This window comes from Actinopolyspora biskrensis (assembly GCF_013408175.1).
GTDB classification, from domain to species: domain Bacteria; phylum Actinomycetota; class Actinomycetes; order Mycobacteriales; family Pseudonocardiaceae; genus Actinopolyspora; species Actinopolyspora biskrensis.
Genome location: NZ_JACBYW010000008.1, coordinates 162,621 through 185,098 on the forward strand (window position 1 = coordinate 162,621; position 22,478 = coordinate 185,098).

Annotated in this window: 20 protein-coding genes and 1 pseudogene; 9 read left to right on the plus strand and 12 right to left on the minus strand. The window is 67.5% G+C overall.

All coding sequences use genetic code 11. The features are described from left to right. Window positions 1-244: 244 nt before the first annotated feature. Window positions 245-1,240, minus strand: a complete 996-nt coding sequence (locus tag FHR84_RS19710) for a YeiH family protein (protein WP_179537050.1) — start codon at window positions 1,238-1,240, stop codon at window positions 245-247. A gap of 145 nt (window positions 1,241-1,385) precedes the next feature. Here FHR84_RS19710 and FHR84_RS19715 point away from each other — a divergent pair, with 145 nt between their 5' ends. Both FHR84_RS19715 and FHR84_RS19720 read left to right on the plus strand, forming a co-directional pair. Next, window positions 1,386-2,279: a LysR family transcriptional regulator gene (locus FHR84_RS19715; protein ID WP_179537021.1), complete on the plus strand. Its 894-nt coding sequence runs from the start codon at window positions 1,386-1,388 to the stop codon at window positions 2,277-2,279. 147 nt (window positions 2,280-2,426) lie between these two features. Further along, window positions 2,427-3,236 (plus strand): SAM-dependent methyltransferase, encoded by an 810-nt coding sequence (locus FHR84_RS19720; protein ID WP_179537022.1) that lies wholly within the window; start codon window positions 2,427-2,429, stop codon window positions 3,234-3,236. Between the two features lie 30 nt (window positions 3,237-3,266). Here the strand turns inward: FHR84_RS19720 and FHR84_RS19725 are convergent, their stop codons facing one another. Continuing rightward, window positions 3,267-4,592, minus strand: a complete 1,326-nt coding sequence (locus FHR84_RS19725; protein ID WP_343075344.1) for an MFS transporter — start codon at window positions 4,590-4,592, stop codon at window positions 3,267-3,269. Between the two features lie 59 nt (window positions 4,593-4,651). Between FHR84_RS19725 and FHR84_RS19730 the strand changes: the two genes are divergently transcribed. After that, a complete protein-coding gene (locus FHR84_RS19730) occupies window positions 4,652-5,371 on the plus strand; it encodes an FCD domain-containing protein (RefSeq protein ID WP_179537023.1) in 720 nt (239 codons plus the stop codon). A gap of 179 nt (window positions 5,372-5,550) precedes the next feature. After that, window positions 5,551-6,270: a DUF4386 family protein gene (locus tag FHR84_RS19735; protein ID WP_179537024.1), complete on the plus strand. Its 720-nt coding sequence runs from the start codon at window positions 5,551-5,553 to the stop codon at window positions 6,268-6,270. A 44-nt stretch (window positions 6,271-6,314) separates the two neighbouring features. Here the strand turns inward: FHR84_RS19735 and FHR84_RS19740 are convergent, their stop codons facing one another. From FHR84_RS19740 to FHR84_RS19750, 3 genes are all read right to left on the minus strand, one after another. After that, the gene (locus FHR84_RS19740; RefSeq protein ID WP_179537025.1) at window positions 6,315-7,829 is read right to left on the minus strand and encodes an ABC1 kinase family protein; all 1,515 of its coding nucleotides are present in this window, start codon (window positions 7,827-7,829) and stop codon (window positions 6,315-6,317) included. Between the two features lie 114 nt (window positions 7,830-7,943). After that, a complete protein-coding gene (locus tag FHR84_RS19745; RefSeq protein ID WP_179537026.1) occupies window positions 7,944-8,336 on the minus strand; it encodes a hypothetical protein in 393 nt (130 codons plus the stop codon). A gap of 54 nt (window positions 8,337-8,390) precedes the next feature. Further along, complete coding sequence (locus tag FHR84_RS19750; protein ID WP_179537027.1) at window positions 8,391-9,518, minus strand: polyprenyl synthetase family protein; 1,128 nt, start codon at window positions 9,516-9,518, stop codon at window positions 8,391-8,393. A 445-nt stretch (window positions 9,519-9,963) separates the two neighbouring features. Here FHR84_RS19750 and FHR84_RS19755 point away from each other — a divergent pair, with 445 nt between their 5' ends. The 4 genes from FHR84_RS19755 to FHR84_RS19770 all read left to right on the plus strand — a co-directional run bounded on the left by FHR84_RS19755 (window position 9,964) and on the right by FHR84_RS19770 (window position 14,401). After that, complete coding sequence (locus tag FHR84_RS19755; protein ID WP_343075345.1) at window positions 9,964-11,055, plus strand: terpene synthase family protein; 1,092 nt, start codon at window positions 9,964-9,966, stop codon at window positions 11,053-11,055. 669 nt (window positions 11,056-11,724) lie between these two features. Continuing rightward, on the plus strand, window positions 11,725-11,823 hold the full coding sequence (locus tag FHR84_RS23400; protein WP_343075349.1) for a hypothetical protein: 99 nt from the start codon (window positions 11,725-11,727) through the stop codon (window positions 11,821-11,823). Further along, window positions 11,795-12,448 carry an IS5 family transposase gene (locus FHR84_RS19765; RefSeq protein ID WP_179537028.1) on the plus strand — a complete coding sequence of 218 codons (654 nt, stop codon included), beginning with the start codon at window positions 11,795-11,797 and terminating at the stop codon, window positions 12,446-12,448. The genes FHR84_RS23400 and FHR84_RS19765 overlap by 29 nt, the downstream gene beginning before the upstream one ends. Before the next feature lie 741 nt (window positions 12,449-13,189). Then, the gene (locus FHR84_RS19770; RefSeq protein WP_179537029.1) at window positions 13,190-14,401 is read left to right on the plus strand and encodes a hypothetical protein; all 1,212 of its coding nucleotides are present in this window, start codon (window positions 13,190-13,192) and stop codon (window positions 14,399-14,401) included. A gap of 195 nt (window positions 14,402-14,596) precedes the next feature. Here the strand turns inward: FHR84_RS19770 and FHR84_RS22110 are convergent, their stop codons facing one another. From FHR84_RS22110 to FHR84_RS19800, 6 genes and pseudogenes are all read right to left on the minus strand, one after another. Beyond that, window positions 14,597-15,148, minus strand: coding sequence for a DUF4158 domain-containing protein (locus tag FHR84_RS22110; RefSeq protein ID WP_343075350.1), 552 nt, complete (start codon window positions 15,146-15,148; stop codon window positions 14,597-14,599). A 531-nt stretch (window positions 15,149-15,679) separates the two neighbouring features. Next, window positions 15,680-16,690: a TerC/Alx family metal homeostasis membrane protein gene (locus FHR84_RS19780; protein WP_179537030.1), complete on the minus strand. Its 1,011-nt coding sequence runs from the start codon at window positions 16,688-16,690 to the stop codon at window positions 15,680-15,682. A gap of 276 nt (window positions 16,691-16,966) precedes the next feature. Then, window positions 16,967-17,579 (minus strand): annotated as a pseudogene (locus FHR84_RS19785) (class I SAM-dependent methyltransferase). Between the two features lie 110 nt (window positions 17,580-17,689). Then, the gene (locus FHR84_RS19790) at window positions 17,690-18,841 is read right to left on the minus strand and encodes an SPFH domain-containing protein (protein WP_179537031.1); all 1,152 of its coding nucleotides are present in this window, start codon (window positions 18,839-18,841) and stop codon (window positions 17,690-17,692) included. A 10-nt stretch (window positions 18,842-18,851) separates the two neighbouring features. Further along, window positions 18,852-19,292, minus strand: a complete 441-nt coding sequence (locus FHR84_RS19795) for an NfeD family protein (RefSeq protein ID WP_179537032.1) — start codon at window positions 19,290-19,292, stop codon at window positions 18,852-18,854. 79 nt (window positions 19,293-19,371) lie between these two features. Further along, window positions 19,372-20,214 carry a DUF3097 family protein gene (locus FHR84_RS19800; protein WP_179537033.1) on the minus strand — a complete coding sequence of 281 codons (843 nt, stop codon included), beginning with the start codon at window positions 20,212-20,214 and terminating at the stop codon, window positions 19,372-19,374. A 129-nt stretch (window positions 20,215-20,343) separates the two neighbouring features. Here FHR84_RS19800 and FHR84_RS19805 point away from each other — a divergent pair, with 129 nt between their 5' ends. Then, window positions 20,344-21,120, plus strand: a complete 777-nt coding sequence (locus tag FHR84_RS19805) for a hypothetical protein (protein WP_179537053.1) — start codon at window positions 20,344-20,346, stop codon at window positions 21,118-21,120. 174 nt (window positions 21,121-21,294) lie between these two features. On the opposite strand, the gene FHR84_RS19810 is transcribed toward FHR84_RS19805, so the two are convergent. Beyond that, entirely contained in the window at window positions 21,295-22,335 is a 1,041-nt protein-coding gene (locus FHR84_RS19810) for a ferrochelatase (protein WP_343075346.1), read from the minus strand. Window positions 22,336-22,478: the final 143 nt, after the last annotated feature.

Here is a 22,478-nt window from a genome sequence, read left to right on the forward strand (position 1 = left end):
CTTTCCGGCTGAGGTTAGAGCGCCGCACGCGTGTCCCCCAGTGCCCGTTCTTCCCCTTCGGCTGGGGCGAACGGGCCCGTTCCGCCGCCTCCGCACGGGGCACTCGTGGCCGCTGCGGCGGGAAAACGCCGCGTCCGGTGTTGTCGTTGACTCGCCAGGGTGCTCGAAGGTCCCAGGAGTCTCCAGCAGCGTGGCTCAGCGTGTCGGGCAGCCGCGGAGGAAGTGTCGAACTCGCCCGTCACGGTCAGGTCAGCGCGGCCATGGCAGCCACGGTGGTGATCGTGACCAGCGCTGTCGACCCCAGTCCCAGCAGCAGGGCACGCGGCCCGGTGCGGATCAGCTCGCTCAGCCGTACCGATGTGCCGAGCGCGAACAGGGCTCCCGTCAGCAACACGGTGGTCAACTGCCGTGCCCCGTCCAGCACCGGTTCGGGAAGCACCCCACAGCTGCGGACCAGCACCGCGAACAGAAACCCGAGCACGAACAGCGGAATCAACGGCGGTTTGGTCGCGCCCTGCGCGCCGGACCGGCTGCGCCGGACCAAGCCCACCGCTGTCACCAGGGGCGCGAGCAGCACCACGCGAGCGAGTTTGACCGTCACCGCTACCGCCACGGCCGCGGATCCCGCCGGGGAAGCCGCGGCGACCACTTGGCCCACCTCGTGCACACTGCCACCGGCGATGCGTCCCAGTGCCGGGGCCGACAGCCCCAACGCATCGCCCACCAGCGGGAGCGCGACCATGGCGGCCGTTCCGTAGAGCGTCACCATCGCCACAGCGGTGGCCACGTCCTCGTCCTCGCGGTCGACGACGCTTTCCATCGCAGCGATCGCCGAGGCCCCGCAGACCGCGAAACCGGTGGCCACCAGCATCCCCAACCCGCCGGACGTTCCGAGCGCTCCGGCCAGGAGCACCGTCCCGAAGAACGTCACCAGCACCACCAGCAGCACCGCCACCAAGGTGCCCGCCCCGAGGGACAGCAGCTCCCCGGCAGCCAACCGCAGCCCGAGCAGCACCACCCCCAGCCGCAGCGCCACACGCAGCACCCGCGCCAGGCCGAGGCGGAGGCCTGCGGACAACCGGAAGACGTTGCCGACCACGAGCCCGCACAACACCGCCACGGTCAACGCCCCCAGACCCGGAAGAAGGGCCGACACCGCCAGGGCGACCGCGGTAGCCGCCCCGGCCAACACCGTCCCGGGAAACGCTCGAGCGGCCGCGTTCCGGAAACCCACCGACATCGTTCGCACAACCGGCAGCGTGGCCGCCACCGCACACCGCGCCTAGTCCCGATCCGAGCAGGTCGTCATAGCCGAACGGAATGTCCCCGGGGCAGGCGCCCCCTCCCGCGGAGGGCGGGCGGGGTCTGCGGCATAAACTCGCCGCATGTCCTCCCCGGATCCCGAGTCGCTGCGCGTGCTGGTGCTGGTGGGCAGGCTCGGCAGCATCGGCGCGGCGGCCGTCGAACTCGGGATCAGCCAGCCCTCGGCGAGCAAGAGACTGACCGGCCTGGAACGGCAGCTGGGCCTGACCCTGGTGGCCCGCTCCCGGCAGGGGTGTCACCTCACCCCTGCCGGGGAGCTCATCGACGAGTGGGCCCAGCAACTCCTGGCCCGGCTCGACGGGCTGCTCGACGGGGCGCGCGCACTGCGCGCCCAGCACGACTCGCGGTTGAGAGTGGCAGCCAGCATGACCGTCGCCGAGTACCTCGCGCCGAGCTGGATCGGTGCCCTGCGCGAAACCACCGACATCCGCGTGGAGCTGGAGGTGACCAATTCACTGACGGTGGCCGAGCACGTGCGGCACGGCCACACCGACCTCGGCTTCGTCGAAACCCCCACTCCTCCGGAGGGCGTGGCCAGCCGTCAGGTCACCACCGACACCGTGCTCGTCATCGCACCTGTCGACCACCCGTGGGCGCACCGGCGCTTTCCGCTGCGCGGCGAGGAACTGGCAGCCACCCCGTTGATCCTGCGCGAACGCGGATCCGGAACCCGGGAGACCCTCTACCGCGCGCTCGGATCGGTCGGGGTCGAACCGGTGGCCCCGCTGCTGGAGCTGCACTCGACCACGGCGGTGCGCAACGCCGTGGTCGCCGGGGCGGGACCGGCGGTGTTGAGCCGACTGGCCGTGGACACCGATCTGGTGCGGAAACGCCTCGTTCCCGTCGCCGTCGAGGGGCTGGACCTGAGCCGGCCGCTGCGTGCCGTGTGGCGGGCGGGTCACCAGCTGACCGGAACAGCGGCGACGTTGCTGGCGCTGGCGGTGCGCTCCTCCTGACCGCGGGCGGGGGCGCCGGCCCGCCACAGCACGGGCCCGTGCCTCCGGCGCCGGGCGGATCCGCGAGATCACTACTGTTCAGCGACACAACCGGTACGTAGGGTGTCCACCGTCAAGATCGCACGCATCACGTGACACGGGGAGACCATGGACAACAGCGCTCGCGAGCTGAACGTGGACCGTCCGAACTCGGCACGGCTGTACGACGTGTTCCTCGGGGGCAGTCACAACACGGCCACGGACAGGGAACTGGCCGAACGGATCCGTTCCAGCGCGCCACGGTGGTCGCTGGGGGCGCAGCTGAACCGCTCGTTCCTGCGGTGCGCCGTGCAGTACATGGCCTCGGCGGGTATCGACCAGTTCCTGGACCTGGGGTCGGGGATCCCCACGGTCGGCAACGTCCACGAGATCGCGGAACAGCACAACCCCGGGGCGCGGGTGGTCTATGTGGACTACGAAACGATCGCCTACAACACCTCGCGCGCCGAGTTGGCCGACAATCCGAACGTCACGATCATCAAAGCGGATCTGCGGGACCCGGACTCGGTGCTGAACCATCCCGAAACCGTCGAACTGCTGGACTTCTCCCGGCCGGTGGGGCTGCTGATCGTCGGGGTGCTGCTGTTCATAGGCCCCCGCGACAAACCGGGTGAGCTCGTGGCCACCTACCGCTCCCAGCTGACCTCCGGCAGCTACCTGGCGTTGTCCCAGGCCAGCGACGACGGCCTTCCCCCCGACCTGCAGACCGAGATCGACCAGGTCGTGGCCTCCTACGAGCACGCCGATGAGCAGCTCGTACTGCGCAGCTACGACGAAGTGGCGGGGTGGTTCTCCGGCACCGAGCTCGTGGAACCGGGCATCGTGCACTACCCGGACTGGAGTCCCGGACAGCAGGCCCTGGACGAATACCAGCGCAGCTGCCGGTACGGCTACGTGGGGGTGGGACGGGTCCCGTGACCGGAACACCGCCCCATCACGGTGGCGGGCTCACCTCGCCGTGGCTCGGGCGGCGGGGTGCTCCCGCCGCATCAGCCGCCGCTGCCGCAACTGAGCCAGTGTGCCGATCACCACCAGAACCAGCACCGGTAGATACGCCAACCTGTAGGACGGGCCGGCGGGCATCTCGGCGGCGAGCCGCAGGATCCCGCCCACCGCGAGCTGGATCAGCACAGCGGCCGTGAAACCGCCCATGTTCGCCGTCCCCACGGCCAGTCCGGACCGGTGGGTGGCGTTGGCGGCACGGACACCGTCGAAGGCCAGCATCGCCGAACCCCCCGCCACGCCGATGATCAACAGCAGCACCGTCAACAGCGCGGGGGGAAGCGCACCGGGCCAGCCGATCATCACCACCCACGCCAGGGCCACCGCCGTCGACAGCCCGAGCGCGAAACGCTGCCTGCGGTGCGGGCGTCCGGCCACGTACTGCCCGCACAGCCACGACCCGGCGAGGAAACCTCCCACGCACAGCAGCACCCAGCTGCTCGCGGCGGCGGAGTCGTAGCCCTGAGCCTCGATCAACCACGGCGGCCCCCACAGCACGGTCACCGCCACGAACTGGCCCATCATCACGAAGTGGACCCAGAAGGAGTGCCAGGTTCCACCGCGGGCCACCACCGCCTTCAGTGACTCGGACACGCCCTCGCGGGGAGCGGCCCCCGTCGTTTCCGCTGCCTCGTGCTCGGCGGGACCCTCGGGCCGGTCACGCAGCATCGTCCAGGCCGACAACGCCAGTACCGCGGTCAACGCCGCCGCCCCCGAGAACGTCCCCACCCAGCCGAACAGTCGCAGCGATGTGCCCAGCGGAGCCGTGGCGGCCAACTGCCCGATCCCGCCGACGAGGCCGGTCACAGCGGCCACTCTGCCGAAGCGGTCGGCGGAAAACCAGTGGGCCGCCAGCCGCAGCACGTTCGTGAACAGGAACGCGTCCCCGAAACCGATCAGCGCCCGCCCGGCGAGGCCGCCCAGCAGTGAGGCGCTGACCGCGAAGACCGCCGACCCCACCGCCAGCGCCAGCGTCGCCGCGGTGATCATGCGGCGTGGCCCGATCCGGTCGGCCAGCACCCCGGCCGGGATCTGCAACGCCAGGTAGACGGCCAGCTGCAGCGCCGACAGCACGGACAGCGTGGCCGGGCTCGTGGAGAACCTCTCGGTGGCGGCGTCGGCGGCCACGGCCAGACTGGAGCGGTGGAACAGCGCCACGAAATAGCAGGCGGCTGCCACCGACCACACGAACCACGCGCGCCGCAGTGGTGCGGGAAACTCCGCGCGGGGGGTTGTCTCGGACGGATTCGACTGATCGATCGTGGCGCGCACACCCACCTCCAAACTTGTATACATCTTAAATACAAGTTGGGCGGAAGTAGGATGACACCGTGTCGAACACAACACCCTCGGATTCGGTATCAACGGCCCTGACCAGCTCAGCTCCACCGGCGGCGAGCCAACCCGCCGCCGACCGCGCGTACCGACACGTCAAAGCCGGTCTGCTGGACGGTAGCTATCCGGACGGGCACCTGCTGTCCGAAGGTGAGATCGCCCAAGCCCTGGAAATGTCGCGCACCCCCGTGCGGGAGGCCTTCCTGCACCTGCAGGCCGAAGGATTCCTGCGGCTCTACCCCAAACGCGGCGCGCTCGTCGTCCCGATCACCCCTGCCGAGGCGCGCTCCCTGCTGGAGGCCCGGCTGGCACTGGAAAGCTTCGCGATCGACAAACTCGCCTCCGCACCGGCCGAGCAGCTCACCAGCATCGGAACCGAACTGCTCGAACACCCCGCCTGCGACCCGGCCGGGCTCTCCGACGCGGAGATGCACGAAGCCGACCGCGCCTTCCACGCCCGCATCGTCTCCGCGGCCGACAGCCCGGTGGTGACCGATCTATACAGCGCGCTCCGCGAACGACAGCTGCGCATCACCGCCACCGCCCGCACCCACGAGTCACCACGGCGCACCGTGGTCACCGAACAGCACACCCGCCTGGCCACGGCCCTCCGCGACGGCGACACGGCCGACGCCAAGCGCTGCCTGCACGAACACCTCGCGCACACGATGCGGGCCATCGGCGTGAGCGGCGACTTCCCCGCTCCCGGACAGTGAGCCGAGCGTGCCGGGCGACTGTGGCGAGTCCGGCGAAACGACCCGGGGCACCGGCGATGCCGATCAGGGCGGGATCGTGCAGAACCGAGGGCTTTCCCGGATGTGGACGGTACTGGCGGGTGTGACCCTTAGAGCAGTGCGTGTCCGTGCACGGGGGTTTCGGAGAGGTGGTCGAGAGGATGTCGGAACGGGTGACGCTGGATGCCAGGGCACATCGATTCCAGACGAGGTCGGCTGGAATCCTCGCACTGCTCGGCACCGTCCTGACGATCATCGGCCAGCTTCTTCAGCAGCGGGCGGACATTCCCCGGGGCGACCCGCTGGGGGTTTTCGGTTACATCGACGGGAAGCCGTGGTTCGTCGCAGCGCTCCTCGGGGTCTTCGGGATGCTCTGCTGGGCCGCGGCCTTCGTGGCGGCCGGGCACGCACTGCGGGATCCGATCAGCAGGTCGATTGCGCGGATGGCCGAGCCCCTGCTGGTGGTCGCGACCGTCCTGTTCGCGGTCAACTACGCGCACGACGGTTTCAGCAGCGGAATGCTCGCGCAGCAGTGGACCTCCGGTGAACTCGACCCGGACGCGGCGACAGCCGCCTACCGCGTCGTGGAAATTCTCGTCGGGGGCGTCTCCACCCTGTCCCAAGCCCTCGTGGGCCTGGCGCTGGCGGTGTACGCCCTGGCGATGCTGCGGAGCAGGCAGTACCCGCGCGTGTTGTCCTGGTTGGGCATCGTCGGCACCGTCGGATGGTTCCTCGCCGGTTCGGCGCTGTTCCTGCGACTCCCCGGGAGTTCCTTCGAACTGCTCCTGCCGTTCTCGGGCCTGGCCACGGTGTGGGTACTGGGCGTCGGAATCACCCTGTTGCGCCGCAACTTCTCGGACGTGCGGCTCGATCCCAGCTAGGCACGGGGAACCCGGCCAGCGGTTCGGGCCCGAGAAGCGCCGTATCACGACCGGTTCCCTCGCCGGTTCTGCAGCCACAACGCGGCACCGCCCAACGACAGCAGCCCGGCGGTCAAGGAATCCGGCCGGGAACGGGCTGAACGGTCCTGACCGATGTTGACACCGAAATCCCGGTTGGACAGATCCCGGGCCAGGGTGCGCGCTTGCTCGGGGGCGGCTCCGACCCCGAGCATCAACTCCGTCACCGTCCGAGCGGCCTGCGTCAGCGAGAAGTGCTCGCCCACCAGGTCGAGCATGATGCGCTGCATCTGATCCTGAAACACACCGGTCAACGACAGCTCGGGAGCCAAGCACCGCACCGACCCCTCGATGTTTCCGAAAGCCTTACCGAGCACGGAAATGACGGGATTGGTCTTGATGCCGCGCTTGGTGGACCGCTCGAGCACCGCCGTCAACGTCACACCGAAATTCAGCTCCTCCAGCGAGGCAGAAGCGATCTTCGGGGTGAGCGCCGACATGTCCGACATGAACGCCGTGACGTCGGCCCACGGAGTCGCGTACCCGAGATCGATCCACGCCTTGGCCGTGCCGTACCCGTCGTTCTGCGCGATGTTCAACAGCACGAGCATGATCATCATACTGGTGCGGCGATCGACCCGACCGACCATGCCCCAGTCGATCAGGCTCGCTTGACCGCCCGGTTGGACGAAGATGTTTCCCGGATGCGGGTCGGCGTGAAACATGCGGTCGACGAAGAAGCCCCGATAGGTGAACGACAGCAACTCCTCCCCGATCGCCAGACGCTCCCGTTCCGGCAGCTCCGCCCGATCGATCCCGCCAATGGACTTGCCCGGGGCCAGGGACTGCACCAGAACACGCGGAGTGCAGAACTCCACCTCCGGCACCGACAGAGTGCGAAACCCTTTCACCGCCTCTCTGGCCTGATCCATGTGCGAAGCCTCGACGGTGAAGTCGAGCTCCGGACGCATGGCGTCGAACAGCACGCCCAGCATCGCCTCGATGTCCACCACGGCATTGAACCGAGGAGCGCAGCGCCCGAACATCCGGGCCGCCCGCCGCATCATCCGCATGTCCTCGGTAACGGTGTCGCGGATACCCGGACGCTGAATCTTGATCACGCCGGGACGGCCGTCCCGCAGAGTGACCGCATACACCTGTGCCAGCGAAGCGACACCCAACGGATCCAGCATCTCGACGTGCAGGAACCGCTCCTTCCAGTCCGGCCCCAACTCCTCCTCGAGCACGGGTTCGAAATGGCTGAACGGAAGGGACGACACCCGGTCGTGAAGTTTCTCCAGTTCACTGATCACAGCGGGCGGCACGATGTCCGGACGTGTCGAAAGGATCTGGCCCACCTTGATGTAGAACGGACCCAGTCTTTCCAGCCCCCGACGCACCTCCCGCGCCCGCTGCTGCTCACGCCCGACCGAGTCGGCACCACTGTCGACCCCACGAGACCCACCGAACGCCCGACTCACCTCGTTCGCGAAAAGCCCGCCCAGAACTTCGGAGACAAGCCGAAGACGGTGAATACTCAAATCCGGTGTTCCTCACCAGTTCCCTGGGACAACGCCCCGGCATCGGCCGGAACGCATCGCATCGTCCCGGCCGGTCCGCGCGACTCACGCCGACTTCCCAGTCGGAGCACCGCCTCAATGCCCGCCGGCTACTTTCCCCGCCGATTCGGCCAGACCGCTCGCCGCACCCGTCGCGCTGCCTGCCTGTCCGGCAGCGCCCGCAGCGGCACCGAGACCGGGGACCTTTTCCATGGCCTTGACCAACGAGCTGACCGACTCGGTCAGCTCCGCGACCTGGCCGGGCAGCTTGGTCAAATCCCCCGCCGCGCTCGCGGCGTTCCCCGCGGCCCCGGCCGCGCTGCCCGCCGCGCTCGCGGCGCCGGACGCACCCTGCTGCACCGAACCGAAACAGTCCGTGTCGTCCCGATCGAGCAGTTCGTCGAAGGCCGTCTTGGCATCGTCGGCCACGTTGCCGATGAAATCCTTGATGGTGTCCAGCGTGTCGTTGTCACAGTTCCTCTTGGACACGGTATTCTCCTTTCCAGTGGATATCGGTTCACTGCGGATTCGGGCGACCCGTCTTCAGCGCTGGCGGCGGGTCGCCGTCTCAGCCAACTCGGCCAGACTGCGCCGAGCCGGCTCCGTCACGGGGGCTCTTTCCAGAGCGCCAAGGGCACGGTCACGTCGAACACGGATCATGTTCTCGACCACGTCCTCGGCACCTGTCTGCCTGATGATCTCGCGCAGCCGATCAGCTCCCTCCTCGCCCAGCTCGGGGTTGCCGTACAGCTCATCGAGAGCGGCACCCTGCCCCGGCGTGGCCTGCTGCCGGGCCAACGTCACGAGTACGGTGCGCTTGCCGTCCCGCAAATCTTCGAGATCGGACTTACCCGTCACGGACGGATTCCCGAAGACGCCGAGCAGGTCGTCACGAAGCTGGAACGCCTCGCCGAGCGGAGAACCGTACGCATCGCAGGCCTGCAACAACGATTCCTCGGCCCCGGCCAACGCGGCACCGATCTGCAACGGACGCGTGACCGTGTAGGCAGCCGTCTTGTGCCGGATGACGCGCCACGCGCGGTCGAGCTCATCGGACGGGCCGGACTCGCCTGTCTCCACATCGAGGTACTGACCGGCCATGATCTCGGTGCGCATGGCATTGAGAAACAGACGGGAGCCGCTGAGCCGTTCCGGGGAGACACCGGAGTCGTGCAGCAGTTCGTCCGACCACACCAGACAGATGTCACCGACCAGGATCGCAGCGCTCTCACCGAAGCGTTCCGCGGTGGCCACACCGTGGCGCTCTTCGACCCTCTGCGCGAGCAGTCGGTGAACGGTCGGGGCTCCGCGACGGTACGCCGACGCGTCCATCACGTCGTCGTGGATCAGGGCGAACGCGTGGAACAACTCCAACGCCGCACCCACTCGGAACACGGCCGGTGCGGCGACATCACCTCCTGCTGCCACCCAGCCGCATACGCAGAACAACGGACGAAGCCGCTTGCCGCCGCTGACGAAACCGCGAATCACCTCGATCAGGGGAGGCAGGCATTCATCGGCCGCCTGTCCCGCCTGCGCATCCATGAACTGCCCCAGCGCCGCGTCCACATTCCACCGAATCCGATCCAGGTGCAGCGTGGCGGCAGACGCGTGTGCCTCGCTCGCTGCCACGTCGACCGCCGGTCGTTCGGCGGTACGTCCGGTTGGCATGATCCCCTCCGATTCGCGCGGTGTCGCTCGCGGAACGCGTCGCTTCCGAGCGCTTGGAAATCACGACCCGAGCGGCGAACAACGCACAAGAAGCCGATTCTCGGTATTCCTGCACTCAAGCTCGACGTGAGAGACACTAACAGCGTTCCATCGCGGACGTGGACACCCAGTCCAGTGATCTCATATTCGAACAGCAGCAGTTGACACCAAAGCGTGACTTCACCAGAAAGAAGGAAAGAAGGGTTTCTTTCACTCTTTCTGGTGCAACTTTGTTGCCACGAAGACAATGCTCGTGATAGAGACGAAAATAGATCGAAGTTTCGCCGAGTGCACAATCGAACGGGTCGTGTTTCAACTCGGCCAGGAATCCAGGCGCAGGAGACGCAGGAGACCGTGCACCGGACAAGCACCTCGTCTCGCGTCCAGTCCCACGAGGAGAGAACCCGTGACCGGCCTCCGAGCACGTTTCCAGATGCCACCGTTCTACTGCCCGATCGAACCGGCGCTTCACCCGGATGCGGACATGATCGAGAAGAGGGCGATCGAATGGCTGGACAGAGTTGGCATCTACGAAAACGAGACCCAGCGAACCCGGGTCATCGGAACCAACAGTGCTGAATTCTTTTCACGATTCACGCCGGAAGGGGTGGACGACAATGTCCTCCTCGCGGCCCAGTGGGTGTACTGGGGTTTCGCCTTCGACGACGTTCGCTGCGACCGCGGGCCGCTGTCCGACCGCCCCGACAGGTTCGTGCGAGTGGCCGGACGCGTGCAACGCGTTATCGAGGCTCCGCACAGCGTCGACACCGCCGACGATCCCTACCTCGGCGCGCTGCACGACATCGGACTGACCATGCGGGAACTGGCCACTCCCACCCAGGTGCGCCGATTCATCGACGCGCACAGGGCCTGGTTGCACGCCGTCGCCTGGCAGATCGGCAACCAGGCCCGCAACGAGATGCCCGGGCTCAACGACTACATCACCATGCGCCTGGGAAGCTGCGGAGGGTTTCCCACCATGGCACTGCTGGAAATCGGCAACGGGGCCGAGGTTCCGGCCCACGAGATGGATCACCCGACGGTGCGTGCGGCTACCGAAGCGGCCGTGCTGACCGCAGGCCTCGACAACGACCTGCACTCCTACCGCAGAGAGCTCCAACAGCAGCACACCGACCAGAACATCATCAACGTGCTGATGCACCACGAAGGTCACGACCTGGAACGGGCTCTGGTCGAGGCCGTCGGCCTCCGCGACCGCATCATGCAGCTGTACCTACGGCTGCACGCTCAACTCCTCCCGGAAGCGAGCAACGAGCTACGCACCTACCTGACCTGTCTGGGGAAAGGAATCCGCGGCAACGTCGACTGGGCACTGCGGGTCCCGCGCTACGCCGCCCCGAGCCCCCCGGACGAGAGCTCCACCGGGTCACAGCACCGGACTCCCGTCTGGACCGACACTCCCTCGGACCGCACTCCCGGTCCCCCCGCGGTCCCCGCCATCTCCTGGTGGTGGGACAGAGTGGAACACGACGAGTAGCACCGCCTCGGTGTGCACGACAGCGCCCCGAGGGACGTGACGGGAACTGGGAGACGGGCTCCTCAGAGGAAGGCTGGTTCGTCCCCCTGCGCCCGGCCTGCCCCCGGAAGCGAAGACGGAACCCGCATCGCGGTCAGCGGTACTGCGGGCGGGCGTACGTCGACTGTTGACGACCGCCCGCGCACTCTCGCCTCCTGGGACGCCGAGCGGTACCAGCCGACTCGGGGAAGCAGGTGACGACGGCCCACTGGAGTTGTTCGTCGACTTGACCTGCGTGGTCGCGGTGGACTTCGCCGCGACCGGCCGGTCTCCTTCCTGACGGTCGCACAGCGGGTGGTCAATCGATGCCATCCGTCTCACTGAAGGACCCCGCCGTAGGGGTGGGGACCGGATACGCCGGAAAGGGACCGCGACGAGGTATCGGTGCTGGTCAGGGCCGGTTTCAGGAATTGGATTAGCTGCTTTTGGTGAGGTGGCGGTAGATGGTGGGGCGGGTGACGCCGAATTCGGCTGTGATCTGGTTGAGGGTGTAGCGGCGTCGGCCGTCGTCGCCGAGTTCTTCGTACATCTGGGGGCCAGCTTGACCTGCCGGGGACCGAGCTTGGGCTTTTGCCCGCCGGTGCGGCCGAGAGCCCGTCGATGGTGCGTTCGGACATTGTGGTCGAGGGCATGATCTTCAAAGATCGCACCAGTTGCCCGTGGCGGGATCTGCCGGAGCGGTTCGGCCCTTGGCAGAGGAGTGCAGTCCCGTTTCTACCGCTGGGCTGATGACGGCACCTGGGATCGCATCCTGATCGAGCTGCAGCAGCAGGCGGATGCCGCTGGCGAGGTGGACTGGACTCCTCAGCGTGGATTCCACCGTGGTCCGTGCCCATCAACACGCCGCCGGAGCAAAAGGGGGCACACGCAGGCACTCGGGCGGTCCCGGGGAGGAGTGAGCAGCACGATTCACCTGGTCGTCGACGGGCGTGGTCGCCCGCTGAGCCTGTGGGTGACCCCCGGGCAAGCTGGTGATGCTCCGCAGTGTCTGCCGTTGTTGGCGGCTATCCGAGTCCCCCGGCCCGGCCGTGGGCATCCGCGCAGTAGGCCGGTGCGGGTCATCGCCGACAAGGCCTACTCCTCACGAGCAATCCGCCAACACCTGCGACGTCGGGGCATCGTCGCCTCCATCCCAGAGCCGGCCGACCAGGCTGGACACCGCCGCAGGCGCGGCTCCCGCGGCGGACGTCCGCCTGCGTTCGACCGCACTGCCTATCGGCAGCGCAACGTCGTCGAACGCTGCATCAATCGCCTGAAGCAATGGCGCGGCATCGCCACCCGCTTCCACAAAAAGGCCCGCTACTTCCAAGCCAGCCTAACCCTGGCCAGCATCCTCCTATGGCTCCGCACATGACCACCCATCAGTCACGGCCTAGGAGAACCAAGAGTCCCCCTGCAGCTGGGGGCGTGGCGATCGGCGCGTCGCTCACCGGCGCTTCGGGCTCAGCCATCACCGCCCCGAGAGTTTCCCTGTCGAGTGCGACGCCCGTGGGCTTGAGAGTCTGGACAAACATCATGTCCTCCCTCGAAAGGATTAATCAGCCCTTGCGCCCTCAAAAATACCGCTACAGCAGACACCCCGCTCGGCGGTGACTCGGTGCCCTGGGGGTTCCGGTAGCAACAGCCGAGGAAATGACGAACATGCAGGTCACCGACAACCTCCTGCCACCGTGGGCACGGAAGAAGTCCCCGAAGACCACCGAGGTGCTGCCTCTGCTGTACCTGTACGGGATGTCGGCGCGATGAGTTCCTTGCGGCCATCGGCGCGCATGCCGATCATCACCAGCAGGCACAGTAGATTCGGGTTTTCGCTTGCTTCCACCTATGTAAGCAACTCCGCCACGCTGCTCAAAAGGAAATCATGCTCGGTCCCCTTGTCGAGCACCCCTCTGGAGACACACACTCGTCCCACAAGTCCAGTAATCGAAACGTATCCTTCCAAGGATTGTGAACAGCGCTCTCACCCGGCAGGCAACGGGTTTCAGTCACAGAGGCGCGGCGTGGTCTTCTCGGCGCCTGGGAGAGAGATGCCATGGGATCGTCATTCAGCCTCAACGTGTTCTCCGGTGCGACGCGACAGGCTGCTCTTCGAGCGATGGCACACCGGGATTCGGACGCTGTCGGACCGGTCCGCATCGCAGTCGCGGCCCCGGACACCGCCGATGGTGCCCAACCCACCGATGACGTTATCCACCGCAGCCGACTGTGGCTGGAAAGCGGCCAACCACGGCCGCCCGGGCTCGCTTACCGGGACAAGCCCCTCGACGGCGAAGTGGCGTTCGTCTTCACCAACGCCGCGATGGCCTACCCCGGCATGGGACGAGAGCTGGCCGAGGCCTTTCCGGAAGTCGCCGCGAACACCCAGCGTCTCGTCCCCGAGATCCCCTTCGACCACACCGGCTTCGGACGACACACCGATCCACCGCAGCCGTTGGATCAGACCACCGCGGTAACCCTGCACAGCTCCTTCCACGTCTCCCTCCTGCGTGACCTCGTCGGCGTTCGACCGGACGTAGCGGTGACGTTCTGCTCCGGCGAGATCTCCGCCCTCGTCGCGCTAGGGCTCTGGCCCGATCAGGAAGAGCTCTATCAGCGCGTAATGTCCTCCCCGTTGCTGAACCACGAGATCGCGGGAGACTTCTCCGCGATCCATCGAGCTTGGCAGGCCGGGAGCGTCGACGGCACGAGGTGGGTCAGCTACTTCGTCGGCGCGCCCGAGGAGGAGGTTCGGGCAGCGATCGCAGCGCACCCGACCGTCCACCTGATGTCGGTCTACTCCGACGAGGCGTGCGTCATCGGCGGTGAGGAACAGGCGTGCACGGGGCTGGTCGCCACGCGCTTCGCGGACAGAGCGCTTCCCACTCGGTTCGACGCGGCGGCTCATGTGCCGGAGCTCGAACCGCTTCACCCTCGCCTCCAGCAGCTCTTCGACTTCCCCACGAAGGACAGCGATCTACGGATCTACAACGGCGCACGACCGGGGCACTACACCCCCAACCGCGAGCGCACCGCCCGCGCCGTGGCCGACCAGATGACCGGCCAGATCGACCTGCGCACCGCCACGAACCACGCCTGGGCGGACGGAGTGCGCATCTTCATCGAAGTAGGACCACAGTCGCTGTGCACCGACTCAATCCATCGCACTCTCCACGATCGCCCCCATCTCGCCGTGGCCCTGGACACCAGAGACAACGCAGCCGTATCGCAGTTCCACCAGGCAGTGGCCGAAATCGCCGCTACGGGAATCGACATGGACACCGCGAACCCGACCAGCGGTGACAGCACCACGGCCATGACATCGACATGACCGGTGAAACCTGCCATGGCGAGCACGGCTCAACTGGGGGTTTGAAGAAGCACCGGGAAGGATTGAACGTTATCGCTGGTCACTAGGCTGGCTCAGCCATCGTCGGAGGCCGGCCATGTGCGCGCCCTCGAGGCTATGATCAGCTGTGATGCTCGCTAGCGTTTAATCTGTCACGGATCTTTCCCAGACCACGAGTCAGGGGATGTGCTGGTCCGCCTGTCGCATGTGCGGGCAGTGGCGGGCCTGCTCGAGGGTGGCCGGGCCAGGCGATGGCCGCCCAGACCCCGCGAGCGTCGGCGGTGTGGGTGACCGCGGAGGTCTCCACGTGTAGTCCGGGTAGGCCGCCACGAGCGTGTGCAGGGCTCGGCTCGCCAGCCGTCGGCGGTGGGCCCGCGCGTCGACGCGCACGTGTTCGACGATCCCGACCTGGCAGACGTCACACGTGCGGTAATCGAGGTCGCCGCCCACGACTTCGTCCACGACGATGGCGATCCGGACGAAGAACGTGGTGTTGACCTCCGTGCGGATCGTCGCGGCCATCTCGTCCAGCGTTGAATAGCCCGGCAGCTCGCAACGGGTCCGGACCAGCTCCTCCAACGCCACGTTGATCAGATCCGCCGGATTGTCCTTGGTCTGCACCGCCGCAAGGATCGCCTGCGTGTCCCGGACATGCTCGACGAGCACCGACGGCACGTCGGCCAACTTCGGGAAACACCCCAACCGCTGATACGACTTCAGCCGCACCACCAGAGCCAACAAATGCTGATCACGCTGGGTCTTACCTCGCCGCCCACGCCCCCTCCTCGGCCGACGGGGTGAACGCCTCCTCCAGCTCCCGCGCGGAGACCACCCGCTTGAACCGCGGATACGCGGTGCGATCGATCGAGGCCAATCCCACACCCCAGCACGGTCGTCAGTCCAGACTGCACAATCCTAGCCACCACAGAAAAAACGCCACCACACCGGCATCTGACCAGCACCGATCCTCGCCGCGGCCCCTTTCAGGCGTATCCGGTTCCCACCCCCCGTACGGAAGTTCAGAGCTCGTCGAGGTCGGTCGGACAGCCGGCCGCGTCCGTGGCGACCGCCTCCGGGGACCGCTCCGAGGGGATCAGGGCCCTCGCGGGAACAACGGGCGTCCGCCTCCTCTGCGGGACGCCGCAGGCTTATGCGAGGGCCGCAGCGGCCGTGCCACGGCCAACACCGCGCAACTGATCAACAGTGTCAGCAGCACGAAAACGGTGATACCCACCTCGACGAGAACTTCGATGAGCATGCTCAGCCCCCGTTCGCCGTCTCCTTCTCCACGGAACGACGCCCGGCACGCAGGCTGGTCACCGTGACCACCCCGAGAATCACCACGATCACCGACAATGAGACCGGGGTCGAGAACTCGGGAACAGCGGGCCAGAGTCCGTGTGCCCAGTGCAACATCAGCTTCACACCGATGAACGCGAGAATGAGCGCGAGCCCGTGGTTGAGGTGCACCAGTTTACCCAGCGCCGACTGCAGCACGAAATACAACGCTCGCAATCCGAGCAGCGCGAACGCGTTGGTCGTGAACACCAGGTAGGGATCCTCGGTGATGCCGTAAACGGCCGGGACCGAATCGACGGCGAACACCACATCGGTGGCGAACACGGCCACCACGACCAAGGTCAGCGGCGTCAGCGCGCGCCTTCCCGCCGAACGAACCGTCAGGCTCGTGCCGTGGTACTCCTCGGTGACCGGCATCCACCTGCGCAGCAGACGAACGGAACGCATCTGGGAGACGTCGCGCTCCATCGACTCCCCACCGAGCGCCTCACGCAGAATCTTGACCGCGGTGGCGAACAGGATCGCTCCGAACACCAGAAACGCCCAGGTGCCTGCCTGCAGCAACGCCGCGCCCATCGCGATGAAGGCACCACGCAGCACCAGCGCTCCGACGATGCCGTACAGCAGCACCCGCTGCACCAGATTCGTCGGGACCGCGAACGCCGTCAGCAGCAACATGAACACGAACAGGTTGTCCACCGACAGCGACTTCTCCACCACGAACCCGGCGAAGAACTCCAGCGCCTGGTCCGTGCCGAGCCACCACCACAACCCGATCCCGAACAGCACGGGCAGGGCGAGGTAGAACACCGACCAGCCGATCGCCTCACGCAACGACACTTCGTGCGGGCGATGCGTAACGGCGAAATCAGCGACAAGCAGAGCGAGCAGGGCGGCGATGCTCACCGCCCACAGCCAGCCGGAACCCACCGACTGCGTCTCGGCCGCGACAACGAACGAACTACCGGACAACCGAAGACCTCCCGAACAACGTCGTTCGAGGTCTCCTTCGCCCCCTGCAGGGACCGTCCTCCGGGAACATCCTGGATGTTCGTACTGACCGGACGAACGAGGTGAAGTACTCCCCTCTTGGGGGAAGTATAGGGGCTTTGTCGGGAATCGGTGCAACTGGGGGGCGCCGTAGTGCTCGCCGGGAATCGGGCTGGTACGCCTCGCCAGGACATTGATCTGGTGATCCTCAGCTGTCCCTCGGCCGCTATCGAACGAGTCGAAGCGCTCGGGGAAGCTTCAGTCGGACTCGGCCGGTTTCCGCGCCAGCAGAAAAGCCTGCGGGGTCCTTTCCACGCCCTCCACGGGCGCCCGCGTCTGCCGAGCAACAGGTTCCAGCCCCGCCTGCCCCAGCAGTTCGCCCACGGTTCGCGGGGACCGTCTGTGGAAAACGAGCGATATCGAACGCCCGAAGGCCTCCGTCAGATGCAGCGGCTCCTCCCCTTCCTGGAAGGCCAGCAGTACGTGCCCTCCCGGGGCGAGCACCCTGTGGAACTCCTCGAAAACGGCCGGAAGCCCCTCCGGTGGAACATGGATGATCGAGTACCAGGCGACTATGCCGCCCAGTTCCCCGTCGGCCAGGTCCAGCTCCGTCATCGAGCCCTCCACGAACCGCAGCCCGGGGTGGCTACGCCGGGCCTGTTCGAGCATCCGGGTGGAGAGGTCGACCCCGAACACGGACACACCCGCCTCGTGCAACCGTCCCGTCACCGAACCCGGCCCGCACCCGAGATCGGCGACAGGACCGCTCCAGCGGTCTGTCCGCCAGTTCGGAGCGAAAGTGTTCGGTGTAGTCCTCCGCCACGGAGTCGTAGGACTCGCGGGTCGCGGACAGGAAATCCGGTTCGATCACGGTTGAACACGGTAGCCGACCCCTCGAAGCGCCACGACCGACAACGACGGCACGGCCGGGGATCGAGTCGCATCCGTGCTCCGGCGAGCAGCCCGGGATGCGACACGGAATCAGCTCTCCCCCGAGGAGCCCGAGGCACGTGGTGTCGTGCTGAGATCGGTGGGCACCTCCTTGCGCGCCACTGCCTCGGCCGCACGCACGGCCTCGGCCACCTCCGGGTTGGAGGACATGTCGAACCAGGAGGCCACCGAAGGATCGTCCTGCTCCGGCGGAGCGGTCGGCGGCTCCTCCTCCGGAGGCTCGTACCGGAACACCCCGTCCTCACCGGGCGTGCCGAGCATCCGCGCGAACCCTTCCAAAGACTTGCTGAACTCGCTGGGCACGACCCACACCTTGTTGGCGTCGCCCTGGGCCATCTCGGGCAGCGTCTGCAGGTACTGGTAGGCCAGCATCTCCGGTGTGGGCTTGGAGCGCTTGACCGCCGCGAAGGTCTTCTCGATCGCCTTGGACTCGCCCTGGGCCATGAGATACTTGCTGGCCCGCTCGCCCTGCGAACGCAGTATGTTGGACTGGCGCTCACCTTCCGCGTTCAGGATCGCCGCCTGCTTGGCCCCCTCTGCGGACAGGATCTGCGACTGCTTCTGCCCCTCCGCGGTCTTGATCGCCGACTCGCGCTCGCCCTCCGCGTTGAGGATCATCGCGCGTTTCTCCCTGTCGGCGCGCATCTGCTTCTCCATCGAGTCCTGGATCGACGGAGGAGGGTCGATCGCCTTCAGCTCCACACGCGCGACCCTGATGCCCCAGCGGCCGGTCTCGCTGTCCAGCACTCCGCGCAGCTGACCGTTGATCTGGTCCCGCGAGGTGAGCGTCTCCTCCAGACTCATGCCACCGACCACGTTCCGCAGCGTGGTCGTGGTCAGCTGTTCCACGCCGTCGATGTAGTTGGAGATCTCGTACACCGCCGAACGCGATTCGGTGACCTGGAAGTACACCACCGTGTCGATGGAAACGGTGAGATTGTCCTGGGTGATCACCGACTGCGGCGGGAACGAGACCACCTGCTCCCGCAGATCGATTTTCGCGCGCACCCTGTCGAGGAAGGGCACGAGCATGTTCAGGCCGGGGTGAGCCACACCCCGGAAACGCCCCAGCCGTTCGATCACGGCACTGGTCGCCTGCGGAACGACCAGGATGGTCTTGGCCAGCACCGCCACGACCAGAACCACGATCACCAGCAGAACTATCCACGCGGCCGGATTCACATCCGCCTCCTCAGGGTTCGGCCCACACCACGGCGACGGCCCCGGATATCTCCATGACCATCACCGTTTGCCCCACATCGAGCACCTGTGTCTCGTCGAAGGACCGCGCCGACCACACGTCGCCGTCGATTCGGACCCGTCCGTCGTGGGCATCGACCGTGGACTCGACCCGCGCGCTTTTGCCGATCAGGGCGTCCACATTCGTGCGCGGTTCGAGTCCCTCGGCGGTCTCGCGCATCAGCCTGCGTTTGACGACGGGGCGGGCGAGGAAAACCAACCCCCCGGACAAGGCGGCGAAAACCACCGCGTCCAGCCACAACGGCGCACCGAGTGCCGCGACTCCGGCAGTGCCCACCGCGGCGAGCCCGAGCATCAACAGCACCAGCTCGCCGGAGGTCACCTCGGCCGCCACCAGAAGCACACCGGCGACCAACCACACCAACGCGGCCATGTACCCATGATGACAGATCAGAGCCGACCGTGTGATCTATTCCTCATAACGAACGATGGCCGACGCTGACACGAACGTGTTAGTAGATCGTCTGCTGCTCTTCGGTGGTCACGAAATCGATGAGTCGTTCGACGGCGCCGATGAGCGGTGACCGCAGAGCGCGGAAATCGCCGACCGCGCCGAGGACCCTGCGCCAGCCCTCCGCGGGGCCCTCCCAGCCGAGTTCCGCGCAGACACCGCTTTTCCAGTCGGTGCCGTGCGCGACCTCCGGCCACTCCGCGATACCGACCGATTCCGGGTGGACCGCCTGCCAGACGTCCACGTACGGGTGTCCCGTCACCAGCACATCGGGGCCGCGCACCCGCTCGGCGATCCGGGTCTCCTTGCTGTGGTCGACGAGGTGATCCACCAGCACCCCCAGTCTGCGGTGCCCGGAGGGGCCGAACTCGTGGATGTGGCGTTCCAGCTCGTCCAACCCGTGCAGCGGTTCGACCACCACTCCCGCCACTCGCAGGTCGTGGCCCCACACGCGTTCGAGCAGTTCGGCGTCGTGCAGCCCCTCCACCCAGATGCGGGCCGCCCGGGCCTTCCGCGCCGGAGCGGCGGGCACGGCGACCGAACCGGAGGCGGAGCGTTCGGGCTGCTGCCGAGGTTTCGTCCCGGTGGGCACGAGGGTGACGGGCTCACCTTCGACCAGGAAGGCCGCGGGCCGCATCGGAAACGCGCGTTCCCGGCCGTGCCGGTCTGCCAGCACCACGTTGTGCTTGGTGAACTCCCCGCGTTCCAACCGGACGACGGCACCGCAGAAATCACCCGCCGCCGTCTCCACGACCGTCCCCGGCTCGGCCGGAACCTCGGGGACCTCCCGCCCCCGCTGCCGCGGGCCGGCGAGCACGTCACGGCCGTAATCGATCGAACGCACGACCGGTATCCTACCCGCCACGAGCGACCGGGAGCTCCCACGACCCGCCCGTCGCCGCGGAGATCCCCACTGGCAGCCGCGGCACCGTCTTGCGTACCCTTGGCGGACGTGCCATGTCCGAGCGCAATTATGGTCGTGTGGACTTCAGCGTGGCTGCACGGCGCGGCCGCCTCCGATGACGTGCTCGACGCCGTCCAGGCGTGGGCAGAGGTGAACCAGATCCGCGCCGTCGACGACGCGACGGCGACCCGGCTGGACCTTCCCGCCCCCCACGAGACACCGGCGGGCCCCGCGCTGCTGCTCGCCGCCGTGCGCAGGTCCGGTGGTGACACGGGGAGCCTGGTGCTGCCGGTCGCCGGTGACGCGCGCGGGCTCGACGGCTCCACCGAGTTCGCGAGCAACGCCATGCGCCGCGGAGAAGCCGCCGTGTTCGCGGAAGCCGGGCTGGCGCTGGTTCCCGAAACGGTCGCGGAGGGAATCCTGGACTGGACCGTCCACGAAGTGGGCGAGCTGCCCCCGCGGGAACACATACCGGTGGGGGAGGCCGAGCACGACATGTCCTCGGCCATGCGCGAGGCCGCCAGCACCCTGACCGAGCTGGACGTCTCCCGCGGCCGCCCCGGAGTCCGCGAGGAGATCGCCTCGGCGATCTCCGCACGCCCCCAGCCCTCGTGGCCGGACGGGGTGCCACAGCGTTGTCTGCGCGTGCTGCAACGCGCCACCGAGGTCGAGAGCATCCTGTGGGTGGCCACCGAGGACGCCCCCGGCGGAGCGATGTCGGCCTCGGCGGACCGGGCCCGCGGCGACGCGCTTCGCCCCCTGTTCGACTCGGTGCGCACGGCGAGATGTGCCGCCGTGGACGAGATGGTGCGGGTGCTGACGCAAAGCGCCGACAAACAACGCTGAGCCCCGCGCCGGTTCCCCGGCACCGACCGAACGCGGAGTTCGCCCCTCCGGTGCTGCGGGAACCGCACCGGAGGGGCGAACTCGGGAAACCCCGCCGCGGGCGACGCCGTCAGGCGAGCACCTCTCGCCCGCCTCGCGCGGCGCGGCACCGCGCTCCCACCCGGGCCTGGTGGTTCAGCAGCAGCCCTGAGCGACGCACAACCGCCCGTTGGCGGCACAACCGGCTTCCACGAGCGGGGAAAGCTTGCGTACCCGGTGGTCCTCGACGTGCTCGGACACCAGTTCGCCGATCATCCGCGCGTAACGGGGATCGGTGCCTGCCGTGGCGGCACGCACGAAGCCCATCCCCAGCTCACTCGCCCTCTCCGCTGCCTCGTTGTCCAGATCCCAGACGACTTCGAGGTGGTCGGAGACGAAGCCGAGGGGACTCACCACCACCGCGGGCACTTCCCTGCCGTGCAGCTGGTCCAGGTGGTCGCAGACGTCCGGCTCCAGCCAGGGAATGCTCGGGGGGCCCGAACGGGACTGCCACACCACGTCGTAGTCGCTCACCCCCACGGCTTCGGCCACCAGCCGGGCCGCTTCGTGCACCTGCCGCGAATACCAGTGCGGACGACCGTCGGCCCCCGCGCGCTCCTCGGCACTCAACGGGACGGAATGCGCCGTGAACACCAGGCGCGCTCCCGAACGGGACTGCTCGGCGAGCTCCGCGTAGGCCTTGGTCACCGCGTCCGCGTTCGCCGCGACGAAAAGCGGGTGGTCGTAGAACTGCCGCAGCTTGACCAGCTCGGGAGCGCGGTCCTCACCGACGGCCGCCCTGGCACGGGCGATGTCCTCGTGATACTGGCGGCACCCCGAGTAGCCTCCCCACGCGGAGGTGGCGAACACCAGTGCTTTGCGCACTCCGTCGGCCGCCATCCGCTCGACCGTGTCCTCGACCATGGGGTGCCAGTTGCGGTTGCCGAAGTACACGGGCAGCTTCAACCCGCGTTCGGCGAGCTCCCCTTCCAGCGAGCCCATTATGTCGCGGTTGAGCCGATTGAGCGGCGAAACTCCACCGAAGTGGTGATAGTGCTCGGCGACCTCGTCGAGCCGTTCCGGCGGAACATCGCGACCGCGTGTCACGTTCTCCAGAAAGGGCCGCACCTCGTCGTGCCCTTCCGGGCCACCGAACGAGAGGTACAGCAACGCGTCAAAGTCTTCCGAGCTGTTCACACGACCATGATGCCGGGGCCGTTGTTGTGGCGCGCCCCCCGGGGGGGGGGCCCCACAAACCCCGGGGGCGCCGGGTTAAACGGCCGGGAAGCGGCGGCAGCCCCCCCCGGGGGGGGAACCCCCAACGGCCAGTTAAAAGGTGA